Source organism: Brucella tritici (assembly GCF_008932285.1).
Lineage (GTDB): Bacteria > Pseudomonadota > Alphaproteobacteria > Rhizobiales > Rhizobiaceae > Brucella > Brucella tritici.
In genome coordinates this window covers 21,129-39,956 of record NZ_WBVY01000001.1, presented here as the reverse complement: position 1 = coordinate 39,956, position 18,828 = coordinate 21,129, and the positions used below count along the sequence as shown (strand labels likewise).

Here is an 18,828-nt window from a genome sequence, read left to right as displayed (position 1 = left end):
GATGTCCGCATCACCTGTTCCTCCTCTCGCCATCAGCATTGGTGATCCGTCCGGCATTGGCCCCGACGTTGCGCTTGTCGCCTGGCTCCGGCGCGACGAGCTTGCGCTGCCGCCTTTCGCCTTGCTGGCAGATCCGGTTCAACTGACTGCGCGCGCGAAGCATCTCGGACTTGACGTCGAGATCGAGGTCATCACCACCATTTCCGCCGCAAGCCGTATATTTGCTGATGCTTTGCCGGTTCTCCCTCTCGACAACAAGCTGACGGATAGTGTCGGCAAGCCCCTCCCGGAAAACGCCGCAGGCATCATCGAAGCCATCGAGCACGCTGTCGAACTCACATTGAAAGGTGAGGCCTCGGCAGTTGTCACCTGCCCGATTTCAAAGAAGCCGCTTTATGAAGCCGGGTTCCAGCATCCGGGCCATACGGAGTTTCTAGCGGAACTCGCCAGCAAATATCTGGGCAAACCTGTCACGCCCGTCATGATGCTTGCCGGGCCGCAGCTTCGCGCCGTTCCGGTCACCATACACATTCCGCTTGCCGAAGTGCCCGTCCGTTTAAGAACTGCCGATATCATCGAAGTTTCGCGGATCACCGCCACCGAACTGCGAGAACGGTTCGGCATTCTCGCACCGCGTCTCGCCATATCCGGACTTAACCCGCACGCCGGTGAAGGCGGAGCTATGGGCAAGGAGGATGACGCTATCATCCTGCCAGCAGTCGAGGCATTGCGCAGTGAAGGGATAGACGCTCGCGGCCCCCTGCCCGCCGATACGATGTTTCACGCGCCAGCCCGCGCGACCTATGATGCTGCGGTCTGCATGTATCACGATCAGGCCCTTATCCCGGCCAAGGCACTGGCTTTCGATGAGACTGTGAATGTGACCTTGGGGCTTCCCTTCATTCGCACGTCGCCGGATCACGGCACGGCTTTCGACATTGCAGGCAAAGGCATTGCCCGCCCGGACAGTCTTGTCGCGGCCATTCGTCTTGCACAGGAACTGGCTGAAAACGCCGCCAACGCACACTAACGAGTACAAATGGCATGAGTATTGATGGCCTTCCCCCGCTTCGCGAGGTAATCGAACGGCATGATCTGATGCCGAAGAAATCGCTCGGCCAGAACTTCCTTTTCGACCTCAATCTGACATCGAAAATCGCCCGTCAGGCGGGTAATCTGCAGGATCAGCCTGTTATTGAGGTTGGCCCAGGCCCTGGTGGCCTGACCCGCGCGCTTCTGGCACAAGGTGCCTATGTTACGGCAATCGAGCGCGATGAACGATGCCTCGACGCACTCGCAGAGATTGAAGCGCATTATCCGGGTCGTCTGCGCGTCATCTCCGGCGATGCGCTTGAGCAGGATTTTTCGGCGCTGTTTCCAGACGGGCCGAAGCCGCGCATCGTCGCCAATCTGCCTTATAATGTCGGCACGCAGCTTCTTATCAACTGGCTGCTGGTCGAGCCATGGCCACCCTTCTATTCGTCCATGACATTGATGTTCCAGCGGGAAGTCGCCGAACGTATCGTCGCGACACCGGACAGTGATCACTATGGACGTCTGGGTGTGCTTGCCGGGTGGAGAACAGTTTCCAAGATCAGTTTTGATGTGCCGCCGCAGGCATTTACACCACCGCCGAAAGTCATGTCGTCGGTCGTTCATATCATTCCGCGTGAAAATCCGCTGCCTTGCAACGCCAATGCGCTTGGACAGATCACGCAGGCCGCCTTCGGACAGCGTCGCAAGATGTTGCGCCAGAGCCTGAAACCGGTGGGCGGAGCCGAGCTTCTCGAAAAAACCGGTATCGACGGAACGCGTCGCGCAGAAACGCTCAGCGTCGGAGAGTTCGTCGCGCTGGCAAACGCCTATCGCCCGATAAAGTAATCAGTGATGGCGCCCACCCTTCCCCGAAGTTGACTTCGTGACTTCGGGTGCAGCGGGCATGACTGGCAGCTTCATTTCATTGACGATCTGACCCACATGGTCAATTTCTTCGCGGAAGCTATTCAGCGATGAGCCTGTCAGTTTTTCGCCTGCATTGAGACGCGCCGTCAACGGATCGACATATTGGTCGCCGACCTTGAGCTCGTAATAGAGGTGCGGGCCGGTCGAGTAGCCCGTCGATCCAACATAGGCGATCACATCTCCCTGCTTCACGCGATCACCGACCTTCAGGCCCTTCTTGGCCGATGCAAGATGCGCGTAGGTTGTGCTATAGCCGCCCTGATGGCGTATGCGGACATATTTGCCATATCCCTTCTGGTACGAGATCAACTCCACCACACCGTCGCCCGCCGCAACGATGGGCGAGCCGATCGGTGCATCGTAATCGACCCCGTTATGGTGTTTGCGAACATGCAGAACGGGATGGATGCGCCAGCCGAAACCATCATTGAGACGGCCATTCGGCAGCGGCTTCTGCATGAGATATTTCGTCATGGACGAACCATCTTCATTGAAATAGTCGGCACCGTTATTGCCTTCGTGACGGTACAGGCGGCGGCTTTTACCGTCGGTCGTGAACTCAACGAAAACCAGTTCCGGTTCTGTCTCTGCGCTTTTGCGGAATAGAAGATCGATCAAATCGGGCTTTTTGCCGCCATTTAGTGAAATACCATTCTGTGAAGCCAGCTTCTCGACTTCACCGACGATTGCCTTCGGTGCGCCTGCCTGCTCCAGCCGCGACGAAATCGAGCCGCTATTGCTGACCGCATTTTGCGGATGATAGGCCGTCAGCATCGCATCGCGCGACAGGCGAGCAAAAAGGCGCTCATTGCCCGTGGCGCGGAAAACGCCATCATCGGCGCGTCCATAAATTGCCTTGTCGATATCGCCATGCTCGAAGCGCGCAAGCGCAATATGCTGCTCTCCATCGGCATGCTGCCTCGATTTGTCGACCAGCAGTTCAAGATTGTCACCGGGCACCAGTTCTGTTCGCGCCAGGGCTTCCTCAAGCCGCTTGCTGTCCTCAACCGCAATCCCGGCCGCTTGCAACAATGCGCCCAATCGCTCGCGCGACTGCGGTGCGACAATGATCTCGTGAACCTTTGCGCCCGAAGCAACGGCCGGTTTGGCGAGGCTGACATTGATCGGAACACCCCGCTCCAGTTCTTCCTCAGGCCGTTTCGGCAAGGATTTCGGTACGGAAATCTCTCCGCGGAGCGTGTCGTCTATGGCAGCACGGCTGGAACCTTTGAGATCGAGCACCACATGCTGGTAGGTGTAGAGGCGCGCGTCACCATCCTCGACGCCTTCAGCAATATCAATGCGTCGGGATACCCGGCTTCCCTGGTCAATACCGATCTCCGGTGCCAGTCTTGCCTCTTTCGACGCTGCGCGTCTCCTGTTTAGCGTCGCCGGATTGACCATGACCGGCTGTGCCGCGCGGCCATGACGGACAAGCCGCCCGGTCGTAAACAGAAGCCCGCCGCCAGCAATGACCATTGCGGCTATCAGCGCCAGACAGAACCGCAAATGCGTATGCAGGGAAAACCGGACCTGGCGGAATGGCTTCAGGCTGTGAGAGGAAAGCGGCTCGCTCTTCAAGGCCGCCTTGAAAGCCGCAAAATCTGGCTCCGCCGTCGCAGCAACTTTTCTTTCGTTTGCTGGCGCTAACCAGAAGACCATTTTGAACAATTCTCCACCACTGGATTATCGGCGGATGAGTGGTAAAGACAGCGGCCAAAATAAGGCTTACGGCAGGATATCCACCGTAAGAGAATCACATTCAGCGAATTGTGAAGATCAGGCCTCTAGAGCGCCGTGCGTCCTCTTGGACGCACAAAGGACGCTCTAACTTATTAATCTACGCATCGTGCTTTCCGAAAATCGGTTCCTATTTTCGGACCGATGCAGTAGCCCGCCCCCGGCGATGTTCAACCAGCATCGACCACGTATAGAGCGCGAGCCCAGCCCAGATCAGCGCGAATGCACCGAGCTGCGCGGTCGAGAACGGTTCGTGGAAGATGAAGATCGCAAAGAAAAACAACATCGTCGGCGTCATGTACTGCATGAGGCCAAGCGTCGTATAGCGCAACAGCTTTGCGCCACCGGCATAGAGGATCAGCGGGATAGCCGTGAAAGGCCCGGCCAGAAGCAACATCGACACGTTAAACGCCGGGCCTGTCGAGAAATGATCCTGACCGTTTGCCGCCAGCCACAACACATAGCCAAGTGCCGGAATGCACAGGATGAGCACTTCCAGCGTGAAGCCCTGCAGCGGCGGCATTGGCAGTGATTTGCGGAAGAAACCATAAAGGCCGAAGGTCAGCGGCAGCGCCAGCGATACCCATGGCAGACCGCCTGCATTGACGGTCAGCAAAAGCACAGCCGCAAAGGCAAACCCGACAGCGACATACTGAACCTTGGTCAGCCTCTCGCCGAGAAACAAACCGCCCAGAACCACATTGAACAGCGGATTGATGTAATAGCCAAGTGCCGCCCCCATCACCTGATCGTGGGCAACGGCCCAGACATAGATCGACCAGTTAATGGTAATAAGCCCGGCTGTCAGAGCAGCCATGGCCAGCATGCGCGGCTGACGCACGGCATTGAGAATATCCTTGAACTGCCCCAGCACAAGAAGAAGCACCAACGCGACCGGAACCGACCAGATCACGCGATGCGACACGACTTCCATCGCCGGAATGTGGCCAAGTGCCTTGAGATAGAACGGTAGCGCGCCCCATAGCCCATAGGCTGCGATTGCCATCAGAAACCCGCGCGACCCGTCAGACAGGCGCGTATCGGTGATGGTCTGATCGGACATGCCTCTCTCCTCGGCGAAACTAAAAATGTCGCAAGCCAAATACAGCAGGCGAAGCATCGAACTTCACCTGCTATGCGCTCAACAATCCATAAAATCCATTCAATTAAACTGATCGAAGCATCAATCGCCGTGAACAGATGGGTTACTCAGCAGCAGCCAATCCGGCCATCGAACGGTTCTTCATCAGTTTGTAATTGACCGAATCCATCAGGGCCTGGAAGGACGCGTCGATGATATTGTCCGACACGCCGACCGTGCGCCAGCGAGCGCCGGTCGCATCCCCGGATTCTATCAGAACGCGGGTGATGGCGGCTGTACCACCATTGAGGATACGCACCTTGAAGTCCACCAGCTCAAGATCCTCGATCTCGGCCTGAAACCGCCCAAGGTCCTTGCGCAATGCAATATCGAGGGCATTGACCGGGCCGTGCCCTTCGGCGACAGACATGCGAACCTCGCCATCGACCTCAACCTTGACCACGGCTTCGGAAACAGTCTTCAACATGCCGTTGGCATCGAAACGCCGCTCGACGAGGCAGCGGAAGGATTCGACCTTGAAGAATTCCGGCTGTGGCGTCAGCATATTGCGCGCGAGCAGCTCGAAACTCGCATCCGCGCCTTCATAGGCATAGCCTTCGGCTTCGCGCTCCTTGACCACGGCAATCAACGTGTCGAGACGGACATCGTCCTTCGCAACGCGAATACCGCGACGTTCCAGTTCAGCGATGAAATTGGACTTTCCGCCCTGATCCGACACCATGACACGCCGGCTGTTACCGACGGATTCCGGCGGCACATGCTCATAGGTCTGCGGTTCCTTGAGAAGCGCGGAAGCATGAATTCCGGCCTTGGTCGCAAATGCGGAAGTGCCGGTATAGGGTGCCTGCTCCGTCGGCGGACGGTTCAGGATATCGTCGAAGGCACGTGAAATCCGCGTGATCCCCTTCAGTGCAGCAGGTTTGATCCCCAGTTCGAAACGCTCTGCCCAATAGGGTTTCAGCGCCAGTGTAGGGATCAGCGAAACGAGATTGGCATTTCCGCAACGCTCGCCGATACCGTTGAGCGTTCCCTGCACATGGCGCACACCCGCATCGATAGCTGCGAGCGAGACGGCCACCGCCTGCTCGGTGTCATTATGGGCGTGGATGCCAAGGCTCTCGCCTGGAACTACAGCCGTCACGGCGGCAACAATTTCGCCAATTTCCGACGGCTGCGTGCCGCCATTCGTATCGCAAAGCACAACCCAGCGTGCACCTGCGGAATAGGCAGCCTTGGCACAGGCAAGCGCATATTCGGGATTGGCCTTGTATCCGTCGAAGAAATGCTCGCAATCGACCAGCGCTTCCCGCCCTGCCATGCGAGCAGCCGTGACGGAAGCCGTGATCGACTCGAGATTTTCCTCATTGGTACAGCCGAGCGCCAGGCGGACATGATAGTCCCAGCTCTTGGCAACGAAACAAACGGCATCGGCAGAGGCCTGAAGCAGACTGGAAAGGCCGGGATCATTGGATGCCGAAACGCCTGCGCGCTTCGTCATGCCGAAGGCCACAAATTTGGCACGTGCGGTCTGGCGACGCTTGAAGAAGGCCGTATCAGTCGGGTTGGCGCCCGGATAACCGCCTTCCACATAGTCGACACCCAACTCCTCCAGCAGCGCGACAATCGACTTCTTGTCCTCCACGGAAAAATCAATGCCGGGTGTCTGCTGTCCATCCCGCAAAGTGGTGTCGTAGATATAGATGCGTTCGCGTGCCATTATTCTGCTCCCCGCATTCGGACTGGACAGCAACCACCCGCTTCAGGTTTTGTCCGTCCTCGCACGCTTCGCGGCTGCGGGCGGACGGGTGAGGTTTGCTGTCCATCCCGCAAGGTGGTGTCGTAGATATAGATGCGTTCGCGTGCCATTGTGCCTGCCTGTCGGTGGGTCTGCGGTCCGGTCAACCTTGCTGTTGCGGCCAGCTTTCAGTGTCGTAGTCGGGATGCTGATAGGAAATCATCGTTCTTACGAATTCGATGCTCTCCGGATCACGCTCCGTTGCATAGCCGGGAAGGCTTGCAAGTTCCGGCACATAGGGAAGCTGCTTCTCGATGCCCCACTGAATCGTCGGCTCGATTTCCTCCGGCGCATCGAATGCGCCGATGGCGAGCGCGATCCCGTCGGGTGCCTCGTAAGTAAGCGGCGTGCCACACTCAGGACAAAAGCCCCGCTGCACATGATTGGACGAACGGAAGCGCTTAGGCTCGTTGCGCGTCCATTCCAGCTTCGCATCACTTACCGACACCAGAGGCGCATAGAAATTGCCAAACGCTTTCTGGCACATGCGACAATGACAGATCGATGCGGAACCCATCGCACCGTCAACGCGAAAGCGAACCGCACCGCACTGGCAACCACCGGTATAGATCGGTTTGTTATCAAGCGTCATGTCATCCTCCCTACTCCGCAAGCCTGTTCGAGCATTTCCAGCAAAAGTGCGAAGCGGTTTTGCGTAGGATAATGCGTAAAATCAAATAGATAGAGCATTTCCAATAGTTCAATTTAAACTGGAAACGCTCTAGCCTACCACATCCCAGTTGGTTATGCGTTCGCCCGTTGCCGGGTCCTTGCCATCCTTGAGCTGAACACCTTCCTGAAGCAGTTCATCGCGAATGCGATCAGCCTCAGCCCAGTTCTTCTCACTGATGAAGCGCAGGCGCTCCGCAATACGTGCTTCAATGGCTTCACCATCCACTTCGGCCTTCGCAAAGACCGGAATGTCTTCAGCCGTAACGAAATGCGGATCGAACAGGCCCAGCAGAGCCATGCCCTCGCCCAATCCGGCGACATCGCGTGCCTTGAAAGCCTTGCGCAATGCGGTGATCGCCGTCCAGCTATTCAGATCGTCAGACAGGGCCTCGACCACCTCGCCAACTGTTGTCAGCGTTTCCGGCAATTCGAAATTCCTGTCGCGCAGCAAGCCATACCAGCGATGCAGTTCGTCGGCAGATTCTGCCAGACGCTGCGCCGTCCAGTTGATCGGCTCGCGATAATGCGTCTGCAGCATCGAAAGGCGAGCCGCCAGGCCAACCCAACGATCATGCGCATCGACGTCGTCCCATACACCCAGTTGCGGCAGGCCTTCGTTCAGCACATCGCGAATGGTGATGAAGTTGCCAAGCGATTTCGACATCTTCTGGCCTTCGACCTGCAGGAAGCCGTTATGCATCCAGATGCTCGCCATCCGCTCGGTGCCGAATGCGCAGCATGATTGCGCGATTTCGTTCTCGTGATGCGGAAATACGAGATCGATACCGCCGCCATGAATGTCGAACTGATTCTTCAGCGGATCATCGCATTTCAATCCGCCACCAAACGGCTCAAGCAGCTTGGCCATCGACATGGCCGAGCACTCGATATGCCAGCCCGGACGGCCCAATACCGCGATCCCTGCGGGAGAGGACCAGCCTGGCTCGCCCTCCTTCGACGGTTTCCACAAGACGAAATCCATTTCGTCCCGCTTATAGGATGCTACGTCGACGCGGGCGCCTGCCAGCATCTCATCCAGCGAGCGGCGGGCAAGCGCGCCATAACGCGGCCCGTTCCGCTCGTTCATGGCCGACGGCGAGAAGAGCACATGATCCTCGGCCACATAGGCTACACCCAGCTTCACCAGGCGATCAATCATGGCGCGCATCTCGTCCATATGCTCGGTAGCGCGCGGCTGAACGGTCGGCTGTAGATTACCAAGCGCCGTCACGTCAGCCTGAAACTGTTCGTTCGTGCTTTCCGTCACCCGACGAATGGCTTCATTGAAGGATAGATCAGGGTAATCGCGCGCGGCGCGCGCATTAATCTTGTCATCGACGTCGGTAATGTTGCGCGCATAGGTGACGTGTTCCGCGCCATAGACATGACGCAGCAAACGGAACAACACGTCGAAAACGATCACCGGACGAGCGTTGCCTATATGCGCGAAGTCATAAACCGTCGGTCCGCAGACATACATGCGCACATTGTCGGCATCGATGGGAGAAAACTCCTCCTTCGTGCGGGTCAGCGTGTTGTACAGACGCAGTTGCGGCGCATAAGCCATTGTAAATATTCCCCAAAAAGACCTGCTGGAACCGTTCCGCTCAAACAATATGCGGCACTGCTCCAGCTACTGTTTTCACGCATTATCCCACGCAAAACCGCTTCGCACTTTTGCTGGAAATGCTAAGCGCAACTGACCGCAGCCGACTGACCGGGGCGTTATCATCCAATTTTTATGAAAGGGAGACGAAAACGGCCGGGCCAGCAGGCTGCTAGCCAATAATAATTGCACAAATACAAATGATCGTGGTCGGCGTTTTCATGATTGCACTTATCCTCAGCGGGAGTGCCTCCGTCAAGAGCTTTCGCTAAGTGCCTGTTCCAAAAGTCACCCTGCCCTGCCGCAAACAGCCGGATCGCCGTCTTTGTTGTATTTTTGCAACCTGTGAGCGCCCTCTCCAGCGTTAACCGGAAAACCGCAAAACCGGCTCCAAACAGCCTTCATTCGGTCTCAATCAATCACAAAATGGTGAGCAGGCATTATCGAAAGGAAGGACCAATGTCTAAGAGTGAACTGCAACCCCGCCAAGACCGACTGGTTGATAAATACCGCGAAATCGGGCCTGCCGTGCTTGTTGCAGCATTGCTGAACGCAACGCAGCGCAGCAGCGACGGTCGTAACGACAATCGCCGGCGTTCCATTCTCGCCGTCAAGAAGACAGGCTGAAGAAGCTGATGTCGTTCAGCGCCTGGAGCATTTCCGAGCCAAAAGTGCGAAACGGTTTTGCGTAGGATAATGCAACGAAAAGACCTTGGAGCGCCGCAGGCTCGGCGATCAAAGTCGGTGGATGCGTAACACATAGCGCCAGTCCAGCAAGACTGGCGGTCACTGTCAGAACATCGAAAGCTGCCCGCCATTTCCGTCATCGGATTCGGGCTTGTTCTTTCGTTTCGGCACTGAACGCTCCGAAGAAACCTGTTCCTCTACACGTTCCTGCAAGTCGGGTGTCGTGTTGGCGACCTTGTTGACCTTGCCCGACACCGGTATCGCTTCAAACAAATCCTCCTGAGCCGGACGCATGATATCCGCCACTTCGCGCGGCAGAAAACGTTTGCAATCCAGCCAGCGCGCAAAATCTTCCGGCTGTACGACAACCGGCATCCGCTCATGGATCGGTCGCAACAGGCCGTTGGCACTCGTCGTCAATATGCCTCCGGTATCGATCTGCGATCCGTCCGCACTGCTCCATGTCTCGATCAAGCCGCCAAAAGCGACAATGCCGCCCTTGCGCGGGCGCACCCAGTAGGCTTGCGCCTTGTTCTTGCCTTCACGGCGCCACTCATAAAAGCCCGATGCCGGGATCAAGGCGCGTCTGTGATTCAGCGCTGCACGGAACGAATTCTTCTCTGCCGCCGTCTCGGAGCGGATATTGAACATGAGCGGCCAGTCGTTCGGGTCTTTGACCCATGACGGAACAAACCCCCATCGCACCAGCAATCCGACGCGATCCGGCCTGTTACTGCCCGGCGGCGGCGTTTCCCCGCCCAGAATGGTCAAGATGGGCTGCGTTGGCGCGATATTATATCGTGGAGGAAAATCCTCTGCGATCAATGCGGCCACGAAGGCTTCCAGCTCTTCCCGGCTTGCAGTCAATGAAAAACGTCCACACATAGTGAGCATGTTTAAGTTTTTTGCCAAGCGGTCAAGGGGCGCTTTTCCATTGCCAACCGCTGTTTGCACGATCATAGCTAGAGCATGATGAAAACAGTTCCCGTAGTTCCGATACCTCTGAAGATTCATGGTGTTTCGCTGATCTGCAGACGCGAAGGGCGCTTTCTTCTGGTCGAGCGCGGAAAAGAGCCGTGGAAAGGCTGGCTTGCTTTTCCGGGTGGAAGTATCGAACCAGGCGAAACGTCCGAACAAGCCGCGATCCGCGAACTCAAGGAAGAAACAGCGCTTGATGCAAAGACCCTGTCGCACGTCATAACTGTAGATCTGGCGCTTGAGGGGAAGGCATATGACAAGAGCTATTATCTGTCCGTCTTCCGGGCCTGGCAGGTTTCGGGTCAGGAAGTCGCCGGAGACGATGCTGCATCCATTCACTGGCTGACGATAGAAGAAATGGCGCTTGCAAAGGTGACGGACAGTACTCTCGATGTCGCCCGCGCGGTGGCGGAAAATGAAGACGAGCGTTTGGATATTAATCCTGTTTAGCGATCTGCCTTGAAGAGGCCCCTATTTATAGCAATAGCTCATTTTCAGGTGAGAGGTTTTCGATTGAAAAGCATTCCGTTTTTTCGACCGGCTATCTGCTTCTCGATCGCTTTGTGGGTCGGGGTGGCATCTCCGGCTTTGGCTCAGGACGCGCCCTATGAAGGGAAGATGTTGCGGCTCGCCGAAATTCTCGGCTCGCTTCACTATCTGCGCAATCTGTGCGGCGAAGCTGGCAGCGAATGGCGCGATCGGATGGACGCGATTGTGTCGGCGGAAAAGCCTTCCGAAGCCGAACGGGTGCGGCTGATTTCGAGCTTCAATCACGGGTATCGCGTGTTCAGCGACAATTACACCCGCTGCACCCCTTCGGCGCTTGCGGCGATTGATCGCTACATGAAGGAAGGCGAGGACTTGTCGAACGAGATCATCTCGCGCTATGGAAATTAACCAATCATTCACTCTTGTGCGGATTGACGGGATTAGTTCGTTCAAATCCGTGATAATCTGTTAACACTGTCTTAAGAAGGCAGTCACGTTGCCAGGTGGTTGAGCTCCCGCGAAACGGTGAGACACCGACAGTGCAACAGAAAGGCGAAAGCCAGGATGAAATCTATGGAACATGCACCGGCCGATCTGGACGAAATGATTGAGCGCGAGAAGAAACTCGTCGCAATCGAATATCATAACGAGGCCTGGGCGGACGGTATCTCGGAAGGTATCGAACCGGAAATCCTTGCCGAAGCAGCCTTTACGACCGCGCTTACTGAACTGATCCGTGAAGCAGGCGACGATTGTGCGCTGGAGCTGATTGAGAAGATGCGTGAACAGATTGTAGCGGGAACCTTCCTGCCGCAGCGCATTCTTCAATAGCATTGATACGCCGGTCGCGGGACCAGACCGGCGCAGCAGTTCCCTCCCGGCGTCCCTCTTCTTGCGCCCAATGTCATTCCCGATCAGGAACTCCGCCTCGCCCCGAGCTTTTTTGACCGGGTTATTCCTTGCCTGCGGCATTACCTTGCCCGCCGCCGCAGCAAACTCTTTTGACGTCGCACTGACGGATCAATCAGACTTCCTGCAACGCCCCGGTGCCCGCGCCGTTGCCGATGAAGGCGACACCCCCTCCCCAATCCCCATACCCGGAGCACTTCCTCGCGCGGTGCCAAGAATGTCCCCCGGCAATGAGCCTGCCCCGGCAGCATCCTCCAAGCCCATGCCGGAAATCCATCGCGATTTCGACAAGCTGCCCGAACCTGTAAGGCTGACGCGTGAACGTATGCTGGAAGCAGCACGTTCCGGTGACATCGAGAAGCTGCGGCCGCTCCTCGGCGTCGAGGACAAGGCCACCCAACTCTCGCTCGAGGACCACGAGGAAGACGTTATCGATTTTCTCAAATCGCTCTCGGGTGACGAAGCGGGCCGTGAAGTTCTGGCTATCATCGTCGATCTGCTGGATACGGGCTATGTGCATCTGAATGCAGGCAAGGACGACGAAGTTTATGTCTGGCCCTATTTCTACGCCATGCCTCTCGACAAGCTGACCCCGCCGCAGATCGTGGAGCTTTTCGAAATTGTCACCGCCGGTGATTTTGAGGATATGAAAAAGGCAGGCGGCTATATCTTCTACAGTATCGGCATCGGGCCGGACGGTAGCTGGCGCTTCTTCACTGCGGGCGAATAATCAGACGCCAAAACGTACGCGGCTCGGTGGCTCATTGTAGATGCGCTGCCAGACCCGACGAAACTGCCGTGCGGAAGCAAACCCCGCCTGCGCCGCAACATTCTCGATATCGAGCCCGGAGTTCAAGAGCATCTCGCGCGCAAGGCTGATCTTGAGCCGATTGACATAGTCCGTCACCGTCATTCCGGCATATTCATTGAACAGACGCGAGAAGTTGCGCGGGCTTGCCCCACCAATATCCGCCAGTCGTTCCACCGACCAATCCGCCGCCGGATCGTGCGCGATGGCATCCTGTGCGCGATGCACAACCGGGTTCATATGGTTTCGCCCCTCAAGCCAGGGCGATAGCTGCGGGTCATTGCCGCTGCGCCGCAAATAAACGACCAGATAACGCGCAACCGCCAGCGCCGTGGCGTGATCGGTCAGTCCGGCAACAATGTGCAGCATCAGATCGATGCCTGCGGTGATGCCCGCACTCGTCAGCCTTTCACCATCTTCAACGAACAGCCTGTTTTCATACACGCGCGCGGCAGGGGCCAGCCGTTCAAGTTCGCCAAGCGTCAAATGGTGCGTGGTGCAGGAATAGCCGTCGAGTAATCCCGCGCGTGCTGCGAGCAACGCACCGGAACAGATCGTCACCAGCCGCACACCGGGACGTACCACCCGGCGAAGCCATAAAACGATTTCCTTTTCCAGAACGGCATCCGCGGTTCTGTCGAACTCCACATTTCCGAGTGGAATGTCAGACGCACCCGAAACAATGACGAGTGCGTCATGTGGCAGGGCCTCCGGCAAAGATTCCACCCCCGCCACCGGCAGGCCGATGGAACTGAGCGCGGTCGGCGCAGGCCCAATATAATGAACCTCGAAACGCACCTTATGCTGTTCAAGATTCGCCTTGCGCAAAACCTCAAGCGGTCCCGCCACGTCGAGCAGAAGCACACGTGGCGGAATAACGACATAAACCGGAATTATCCGGACAATGTCCGCATGGTCACTCATGCTGCCTTCCGCTCTCCCGGCGCAGCCAGCGCCTGTTCCACGGTTACGATGCGGGCAAAACGATTGGCCAGAACAAGCTCGGTGCGAGCCTTGATGTCGGCAGCGCTCCATTCACGGCCAGTTGCGTCCGTCATCGGGAAGGTCAATGTCGCTTCACTGACGAAATCGACATGATAACCAAAATCCGATGCCTGCCGTGTTGTCGTCTCGCAGCATTGCTCTGTGCGGATACCGGAAACCAGCACACGACGGATACCATTGGCAACCAGCCAGACATCAAGTCCGCTTCCGACCAGCGCGCTGTGACGACGCTTGCGGAAGACTGCATCGGGCTCAATCGACAGGGGCGAAATCGCTTTCACCAGACCCGATGCTTCCGAGAACGGGCCTTCATTTTCGACATGAAAAATCTGCACCACCGGAATACCGGCACGCCTGGCGCCATCGATAAGCGCCTGCTGGCGTTCAATATAGGCACCAACCTCTTCGTCCCGGTAGTAAGGCCGGTGGCGGAATGACTCCTGAGCGTCGATAACCAGCAAAACCGTATCTTGAGCGGACATTTTTGTTCTCCCTGTAAAAGACTATAGGGAGAGAATACGCCTTGCAACCGGGATCAAAAGCCACCTGACTGACAATCAGGGGACAGATCACGCCAATATGTTACAAGCTCCGTATCTTAAAGAAGATCACCAAGAGGAGACGCATATTTCGCTGGCGTAAACTCGACGACATCATAGGTTGCCAGTCCGTGACGCCTGAAAGGGTCAAGCCTCAATATCGCGTCCAGTTCGCTCTTGCTGACCTTACCGCTTGCGAGGATCACGCCGCCGTCTCGTGGATTTTTCGGCCCGGAAGCCAGAAAAACGCCATCCGCATATTGCCGGTCCAGAAACTCCCGATGCGCTTCGAGGTGCCTCCCGGTCTCCTCAAGAGGCTTGATGTAGGTCAGGTTGACAACGAACACGGGACGACCCTCAGCGATGCGGTAATGCTTCGAGGAATTCTACCGGCTCACCCTTGTTGGCGTTCACGATTTCCGCTTCCCACATTACCTTGATGCCACGCACGAAAGTGCCAATCGGCCATCCTGTGACAGTCTTGCCGTGATAGGGCGTCCAGCCAGCCTTCGAACCGGCCTGCTCATGCGTGATCGTTTCGCGGCGCTTCATGTCCACGATGGTCAGATCGGCATCGTAGCCGACTGCAATACGTCCCTTGCGCGCCATGCCGAAAATACGGTTCGGACCGTGGCTGGAGAGATCGACGAAGCGCTCCAGCGTGAGCCTGCCCGCATTGATGTGATCAAGCATGATCGGCACCAGTGTCTGCACGCCTGTCATTCCGGACGGGGAAGCTGGATAAGGCTTCTGCTTTTCTTCCAGCGTGTGCGGAGCGTGGTCGGAACCGAGCACATCGACGATACCCTGATCAATGCCCTTCCACACGCCGTCGCGATGACGCTTGTCACGGACAGGCGGGTTCATCTGGATGAGATTGCCGAGTGTCTTGTAATCGTCTGCCGACAAGGTGAGATGGTGTGGCGTTGCTTCGCAGGTCGCGACATCCTTGTGATCTTTCAGGAAGTCGATTTCTTCGGCAGTGGAGATATGCAGCACGTGAATGCGGGCGCCGGTATCGCGTGCGATGCGTACAAGCCGTTCCGTGCATTGCAGTGCTGCAACTTCGTCGCGCCAGACCGGGTGGCTCGACGGATCGCCCTGCACGCGCAGGCCTTCGCGTTCCTTCAACCGGAACTCGTCTTCAGAGTGGAAGGCCGCGCGACGGCGCGTGTTCTTCAGGATCGAGCGAACACCGTCATCGTCTTCAACAAGCAGATCGCCGGTAGACGATCCCATGAAAACCTTGATGCCGGCAGCGCCCGGCAGACGTTCCAGTTCGACAACGTCCTTCGCATTGTCGCGCGTACCACCGACCCAGAAAGCGAAATCGCAGTGCATACGATGACGGCCACGGCGAATCTTGTCTTCCAGCATCTCGGCGGAAGTGGTGAGCGGCTTGGTGTTCGGCATTTCGAAAACGGAGGTTACCCCGCCCAGAACAGCGGCGAGTGAACCGGTTTCGAGATCTTCCTTGTGTTCAAGACCGGGCTCGCGGAAATGGACCTGGCTATCCACCACGCCGGGCAGAATATGCAGGCCGGTGCAATCGATCACCTCACCTGCCGTATGTATGGATAGAGAGCCTATGGCAGCGATGCGACCATTGCGAATACCGATGTCGCGTTGGCCTATACCGTCGTGATTGACGATGGTTGCACCCTTCAAAATCGTATCGAATGTTTCGGCCATAGTTGTCTCCTGCCAGATTGATAGGACTTGCGAGCCTTCCCATTGGGGCTTACGTAACGAGGGCGCGAAAGGCAAGGACGAAGCGATGACGACGGCAGTTGAAACGGTAAATCTTTCAAACAGGGCTTTGGTTCACATTACGGGCGACGACGCGGAAAAATTTCTGCAAGCCGTGATTACAACCGATCTCGACAAGCTTGGACCGGATGATTTGAAACCGGGAGCCTTGCTCGCTCCGCAAGGAAAGATTCTGTTCGACTTTGTCGTTTCACGCATTGATGGCGGCTTGCGTTTCGATCTCCCGGCAAGCATTGCCGCTGATTTTATCAAGCGTATCACTCTCTACAGGCTGCGCGCAAAAGCCGAAATAACGCAACTGCCAGAATCGCTTGTCAGTGTTTCCTGGCAAGCTGAATCACATCCTTCACAGAATGATTCAATCAAGCGCGACAGCCGCTTTCCGACCGAACTGAATGTTCGCCGGATTTACGGTCCGGCAGATGGCACGACCGATGAAAGCGCGTGGACGAAGCTGCGCGCAGAATATGGCATTGCGGAAGGCGAAGCGGATTTCGCTTATAATGACGTCTTCCCGCATGACGTCAATTTCGACCAGACCGGCGGCGTCTCCTTCCCGAAAGGCTGTTTCATCGGACAGGAAGTCGTATCGCGCATGCAGCATCGCGGCACGGCTCGGCGGCGCGTTCTGGTGGCTCGTTCAGAAGGAGGCCTCCCCCCGATGGGTACGCCCATTACCGTTGATGGGCGCGAGATCGGCACGACAGGAAGCTCCACTGACACTATCGGCATCGCGCTTGTGCGCATCGACCGCGCCAAGGATGCAATAGATGCTGGCAGTCCGATTCTGGCAGGCGAAACGCCCATAACACTTACCTTGCCGCCTCATGTGCGGTTCGGGTTTCCGAAAGCTGAAGCGGGTAACGCCTGATGGCCAGCGCCGACCGATCTTCCGGCAAAACGCGTGCCTGGCAACGCATGTTGTCGGGGCGCCGTCTCGACCTGCTCAACCCCTCGCCGCTCGATATTGAGATCGAGGATATTGCCCATGGTCTTGCCCGTGTTGCGCGCTGGAACGGTCAGACTGTTGGTGAACATGCCTTTTCGGTCGCGCAGCACTCGCTGCTCGTGGATCAGATATTTACTCGGCTGGTGCCCGATGCCAGTGTTGAATGGCAGCTATTGTCACTCCTGCACGACGCACCGGAATATGTCATCGGCGACATGATCTCGCCCTTCAAGGCGGTGATGGGCGGCAATTACAAGATGATCGAAACGCGGCTGGAAAACGCGATCCACCTGCGCTTTTCGCTGCCGATAACTGCGCCCGCGCAGCTCAAGACACTTATCAAGCGCGCCGATCAGGTTGCAGCTTTTTTCGAGGCCACGCGACTTGCCGGGTTCACCGAGGCCGAGGCCGTCAAATATTTCGGGCGTCCGCGTGGTTTCGATCCGGCAGGACTGGATATCGCACCGCGCCCCACGCAAGACGTGCAGACAGATTTTCTCGCACGGTTTGCAGCATTGGAAAAAGCACGGCAGGGCCGATGAGCCGGATCGTCGTGACGCCGCTGTCGCAACTGGCAACACAACTGGCATTGCACCGGCCCAGCCATGTCGTGACGCTTGGAAGCGAGGCCCCGGCGGCTCTGCCTGATGGCTACGATGCCGTCCGTCTGTCGCTGACATTCAACGATATTATCGAATTGCGCGAAGGGTTGGTCGCCCCCGATGAAACCCACGTGCTGCGGCTTCTGAACTTCGCGAAGAGCTGGCCTATGAATGCGCCGTTGCTCATTCACTGTTATGCTGGCATTTCCCGTTCCACGGCTGCGGCTTATATCATCGCTTCGGCTTTAAACCCTGCGCTGGATGAAAGCGATCTTGCCGAGATTGTTCGCAGCCTTTCTCAATCGGCAACGCCGAATATCAGGCTCATATCGCTCGCAGACGAAATTTTAGAGCGAAAAGGGCGAATGGTTGCAGCCATACGCGCAATCGGCCGCGGAGCGGAAGCCTTCGAAGGTGAGGTTTTCAGCTTGCCTGTGAGACATTGATCGCTCGCCCGAGGGCGTTCAGAAACCCGCCACGCGCATCAGGCGGCGTGACGGCACGTGGCTCCCATACATGCCGCATCAGAAAATAGCCGGTCATCGTGAAGGCATGATCGATATCGTCATAGGACGTTGCGCGAACGGCAGTATTATTGACGAAGCCCGGCAGTAGCAGAAGCTTGTCAGCCCATGGTGCACCCGCATCACGACAGACCGCACGCCCGGATTTCGGCGACACATAGATCAGGTCTTCCTTGACGCCTGTTGCGGCACATTCCTTGAGATCAAGGCCGAAGCCAAGTTCCTCAAGCATCATCACTTCAAAGCGCAATACCAGTTCGCCAGAGGCCAGCGGATCGTCAAAATGTTCGATGATAAGTCGCAATGTCTCATAGAGGCCGCGATGCGGGTCGCGTTCGGGCAACAGGCGCAAATGGGAAGCCGCAAGCTGGATACCATATAACGCCACGGGTGTTTCGATGAGGCGGGCGGCAGCAAATTCCAGCGGTTCGATGGTAAAGCTGCCCATATGCTCGTCCAGCCGCGCCCACCATGTCACATCCACATGATTACCCGGCTGCAGCAAAGGCTGCATGCGGCGGGAACGCCCGCCGCGCACCATACCCATATGGCGGCCATGCTCACGGGTCATCACTTCCACGATGGCGCTTGTCTCGCCATGGCGTCGTGTCCCGAGAATTATGCCTTCATCGCGCCATTCCATGGCCGCCAGCTTTATAGTTTAGCGCATCCCGAAAAGTGTGAAACGGTT

At 57.0% G+C, this 18,828-nt stretch carries 21 protein-coding genes; 10 read left to right on the top strand and 11 right to left on the bottom strand.

Translation table 11 applies throughout. The features are described 5' to 3' along the window. Window position 1: 1 nt before the first annotated feature. Together pdxA and rsmA are read left to right on the top strand one after the other, a co-directional pair. On the top strand, window positions 2-1,030 hold the full coding sequence (gene pdxA / locus F9K94_RS00220) for a 4-hydroxythreonine-4-phosphate dehydrogenase PdxA (RefSeq protein ID WP_151642952.1): 1,029 nt from the start codon (window positions 2-4) through the stop codon (window positions 1,028-1,030). Between the two features lie 14 nt (window positions 1,031-1,044). Beyond that, entirely contained in the window at window positions 1,045-1,881 is an 837-nt protein-coding gene (rsmA, locus tag F9K94_RS00215) for a 16S rRNA (adenine(1518)-N(6)/adenine(1519)-N(6))-dimethyltransferase RsmA (protein WP_061347308.1), read from the top strand. On the opposite strand, the gene F9K94_RS25000 is transcribed toward rsmA, so the two are convergent. The 5 genes from F9K94_RS25000 to cysS form a co-directional block, all read right to left on the bottom strand. Next, a complete protein-coding gene (locus F9K94_RS25000; RefSeq protein ID WP_151642950.1) occupies window positions 1,882-3,624 on the bottom strand; it encodes a M23 family metallopeptidase in 1,743 nt (580 codons plus the stop codon). 208 nt (window positions 3,625-3,832) lie between these two features. Beyond that, on the bottom strand, window positions 3,833-4,765 hold the full coding sequence (gene rarD, locus F9K94_RS00205; protein WP_061347306.1) for an EamA family transporter RarD: 933 nt from the start codon (window positions 4,763-4,765) through the stop codon (window positions 3,833-3,835). A 142-nt stretch (window positions 4,766-4,907) separates the two neighbouring features. Next, window positions 4,908-6,521, bottom strand: coding sequence for a citramalate synthase (gene cimA, locus F9K94_RS00200; RefSeq protein ID WP_151642948.1), 1,614 nt, complete (start codon window positions 6,519-6,521; stop codon window positions 4,908-4,910). Window positions 6,522-6,702: 181 nt separating this feature from the next. Next, window positions 6,703-7,191 carry a GFA family protein gene (locus F9K94_RS00190; RefSeq protein WP_151642944.1) on the bottom strand — a complete coding sequence of 163 codons (489 nt, stop codon included), beginning with the start codon at window positions 7,189-7,191 and terminating at the stop codon, window positions 6,703-6,705. Between the two features lie 129 nt (window positions 7,192-7,320). Further along, window positions 7,321-8,838, bottom strand: a complete 1,518-nt coding sequence (cysS, locus tag F9K94_RS00185) for a cysteine--tRNA ligase (RefSeq protein WP_151642942.1) — start codon at window positions 8,836-8,838, stop codon at window positions 7,321-7,323. Between the two features lie 498 nt (window positions 8,839-9,336). Between cysS and F9K94_RS00175 the strand changes: the two genes are divergently transcribed. After that, the gene (locus F9K94_RS00175; RefSeq protein ID WP_061347302.1) at window positions 9,337-9,504 is read left to right on the top strand and encodes a hypothetical protein; all 168 of its coding nucleotides are present in this window, start codon (window positions 9,337-9,339) and stop codon (window positions 9,502-9,504) included. A gap of 165 nt (window positions 9,505-9,669) precedes the next feature. Here F9K94_RS00175 and F9K94_RS00170 read toward each other — a convergent pair whose 3' ends face one another. Beyond that, window positions 9,670-10,449 (bottom strand): SOS response-associated peptidase, encoded by a 780-nt coding sequence (locus tag F9K94_RS00170; protein ID WP_151644064.1) that lies wholly within the window; start codon window positions 10,447-10,449, stop codon window positions 9,670-9,672. Between the two features lie 87 nt (window positions 10,450-10,536). Here F9K94_RS00170 and F9K94_RS00165 point away from each other — a divergent pair, with 87 nt between their 5' ends. The 4 genes from F9K94_RS00165 (at window position 10,537) to F9K94_RS00150 (ending at window position 12,670) form a co-directional block, all read left to right on the top strand. Further along, window positions 10,537-10,992, top strand: a complete 456-nt coding sequence (locus tag F9K94_RS00165; RefSeq protein ID WP_192799442.1) for an NUDIX hydrolase — start codon at window positions 10,537-10,539, stop codon at window positions 10,990-10,992. 72 nt (window positions 10,993-11,064) lie between these two features. Then, window positions 11,065-11,439, top strand: a complete 375-nt coding sequence (locus F9K94_RS00160) for a TIGR02301 family protein (RefSeq protein WP_369798344.1) — start codon at window positions 11,065-11,067, stop codon at window positions 11,437-11,439. Between the two features lie 165 nt (window positions 11,440-11,604). Next, the gene (locus F9K94_RS00155; protein WP_061347299.1) at window positions 11,605-11,862 is read left to right on the top strand and encodes a hypothetical protein; all 258 of its coding nucleotides are present in this window, start codon (window positions 11,605-11,607) and stop codon (window positions 11,860-11,862) included. 70 nt (window positions 11,863-11,932) lie between these two features. Continuing rightward, window positions 11,933-12,670 carry a hypothetical protein gene (locus tag F9K94_RS00150; protein ID WP_151644062.1) on the top strand — a complete coding sequence of 246 codons (738 nt, stop codon included), beginning with the start codon at window positions 11,933-11,935 and terminating at the stop codon, window positions 12,668-12,670. Here the strand turns inward: F9K94_RS00150 and F9K94_RS00145 are convergent, their stop codons facing one another. From F9K94_RS00145 to F9K94_RS00130, 4 genes are all read right to left on the bottom strand, one after another. Next, window positions 12,671-13,672, bottom strand: a complete 1,002-nt coding sequence (locus F9K94_RS00145) for a GlxA family transcriptional regulator (RefSeq protein WP_151642938.1) — start codon at window positions 13,670-13,672, stop codon at window positions 12,671-12,673. Continuing rightward, the gene (locus F9K94_RS00140; protein WP_151642936.1) at window positions 13,669-14,235 is read right to left on the bottom strand and encodes an isochorismatase family protein; all 567 of its coding nucleotides are present in this window, start codon (window positions 14,233-14,235) and stop codon (window positions 13,669-13,671) included. Before F9K94_RS00140 ends, F9K94_RS00145 begins: the two co-directional genes overlap by 4 nt. 116 nt (window positions 14,236-14,351) lie before the next feature. After that, window positions 14,352-14,639: a YciI family protein gene (locus tag F9K94_RS00135; RefSeq protein WP_151642934.1), complete on the bottom strand. Its 288-nt coding sequence runs from the start codon at window positions 14,637-14,639 to the stop codon at window positions 14,352-14,354. 10 nt (window positions 14,640-14,649) lie between these two features. After that, a complete protein-coding gene (locus tag F9K94_RS00130; RefSeq protein WP_061347295.1) occupies window positions 14,650-15,984 on the bottom strand; it encodes a dihydroorotase in 1,335 nt (444 codons plus the stop codon). 85 nt (window positions 15,985-16,069) lie between these two features. Here F9K94_RS00130 and ygfZ point away from each other — a divergent pair, with 85 nt between their 5' ends. The 3 genes from ygfZ to F9K94_RS00115 are packed head-to-tail and all read left to right on the top strand — an operon-like array spanning window position 16,070 to window position 18,059. Continuing rightward, entirely contained in the window at window positions 16,070-16,933 is an 864-nt protein-coding gene (gene ygfZ, locus F9K94_RS00125; protein WP_151642932.1) for a CAF17-like 4Fe-4S cluster assembly/insertion protein YgfZ, read from the top strand. Next, window positions 16,933-17,553: a YfbR-like 5'-deoxynucleotidase gene (locus tag F9K94_RS00120; RefSeq protein WP_151642930.1), complete on the top strand. Its 621-nt coding sequence runs from the start codon at window positions 16,933-16,935 to the stop codon at window positions 17,551-17,553. Before ygfZ ends, F9K94_RS00120 begins: the two co-directional genes overlap by 1 nt. Then, a complete protein-coding gene (locus F9K94_RS00115; RefSeq protein ID WP_151642928.1) occupies window positions 17,550-18,059 on the top strand; it encodes a tyrosine phosphatase family protein in 510 nt (169 codons plus the stop codon). The genes F9K94_RS00120 and F9K94_RS00115 overlap by 4 nt, the downstream gene beginning before the upstream one ends. Here the strand turns inward: F9K94_RS00115 and recO are convergent. Continuing rightward, window positions 18,037-18,780 carry a DNA repair protein RecO gene (gene recO / locus F9K94_RS00110; protein ID WP_151642925.1) on the bottom strand — a complete coding sequence of 248 codons (744 nt, stop codon included), beginning with the start codon at window positions 18,778-18,780 and terminating at the stop codon, window positions 18,037-18,039. The two genes, F9K94_RS00115 and recO, sit on opposite strands and share 23 nt — an antisense overlap. Window positions 18,781-18,828: the final 48 nt, after the last annotated feature.

Bases quoted from the DNA above. Each gene is read 5' to 3' on its own strand.
- pdxA (WP_151642952.1), top strand. From the start codon at position 2: ATGTCCGCATCACCTGTTCCTCCTCTCGCCATCAGCATTGGTGATCCG.
- rsmA (WP_061347308.1), top strand. From the start codon at position 1,045: ATGAGTATTGATGGCCTTCCCCCGCTTCGCGAGGTAATCGAACGGCAT.
- F9K94_RS25000 (WP_151642950.1), bottom strand. From the start codon at position 3,624: ATGGTCTTCTGGTTAGCGCCAGCAAACGAAAGAAAAGTTGCTGCGACG.
- rarD (WP_061347306.1), bottom strand. From the start codon at position 4,765: ATGTCCGATCAGACCATCACCGATACGCGCCTGTCTGACGGGTCGCGC.
- cimA (WP_151642948.1), bottom strand. From the start codon at position 6,521: ATGGCACGCGAACGCATCTATATCTACGACACCACTTTGCGGGATGGA.
- F9K94_RS00190 (WP_151642944.1), bottom strand. From the start codon at position 7,191: ATGACGCTTGATAACAAACCGATCTATACCGGTGGTTGCCAGTGCGGT.
- cysS (WP_151642942.1), bottom strand. From the start codon at position 8,838: ATGGCTTATGCGCCGCAACTGCGTCTGTACAACACGCTGACCCGCACG.
- F9K94_RS00175 (WP_061347302.1), top strand. From the start codon at position 9,337: ATGTCTAAGAGTGAACTGCAACCCCGCCAAGACCGACTGGTTGATAAA.
- F9K94_RS00170 (WP_151644064.1), bottom strand. From the start codon at position 10,449: ATGTGTGGACGTTTTTCATTGACTGCAAGCCGGGAAGAGCTGGAAGCC.
- F9K94_RS00165 (WP_192799442.1), top strand. From the start codon at position 10,537: ATGAAAACAGTTCCCGTAGTTCCGATACCTCTGAAGATTCATGGTGTT.
- F9K94_RS00155 (WP_061347299.1), top strand. From the start codon at position 11,605: ATGGAACATGCACCGGCCGATCTGGACGAAATGATTGAGCGCGAGAAG.
- F9K94_RS00150 (WP_151644062.1), top strand. From the start codon at position 11,933: ATGTCATTCCCGATCAGGAACTCCGCCTCGCCCCGAGCTTTTTTGACC.
- F9K94_RS00145 (WP_151642938.1), bottom strand. From the start codon at position 13,672: ATGAGTGACCATGCGGACATTGTCCGGATAATTCCGGTTTATGTCGTT.
- F9K94_RS00140 (WP_151642936.1), bottom strand. From the start codon at position 14,235: ATGTCCGCTCAAGATACGGTTTTGCTGGTTATCGACGCTCAGGAGTCA.
- F9K94_RS00130 (WP_061347295.1), bottom strand. From the start codon at position 15,984: ATGGCCGAAACATTCGATACGATTTTGAAGGGTGCAACCATCGTCAAT.
- ygfZ (WP_151642932.1), top strand. From the start codon at position 16,070: ATGACGACGGCAGTTGAAACGGTAAATCTTTCAAACAGGGCTTTGGTT.
- F9K94_RS00120 (WP_151642930.1), top strand. From the start codon at position 16,933: ATGGCCAGCGCCGACCGATCTTCCGGCAAAACGCGTGCCTGGCAACGC.
- F9K94_RS00115 (WP_151642928.1), top strand. From the start codon at position 17,550: ATGAGCCGGATCGTCGTGACGCCGCTGTCGCAACTGGCAACACAACTG.
- recO (WP_151642925.1), bottom strand. From the start codon at position 18,780: ATGGAATGGCGCGATGAAGGCATAATTCTCGGGACACGACGCCATGGC.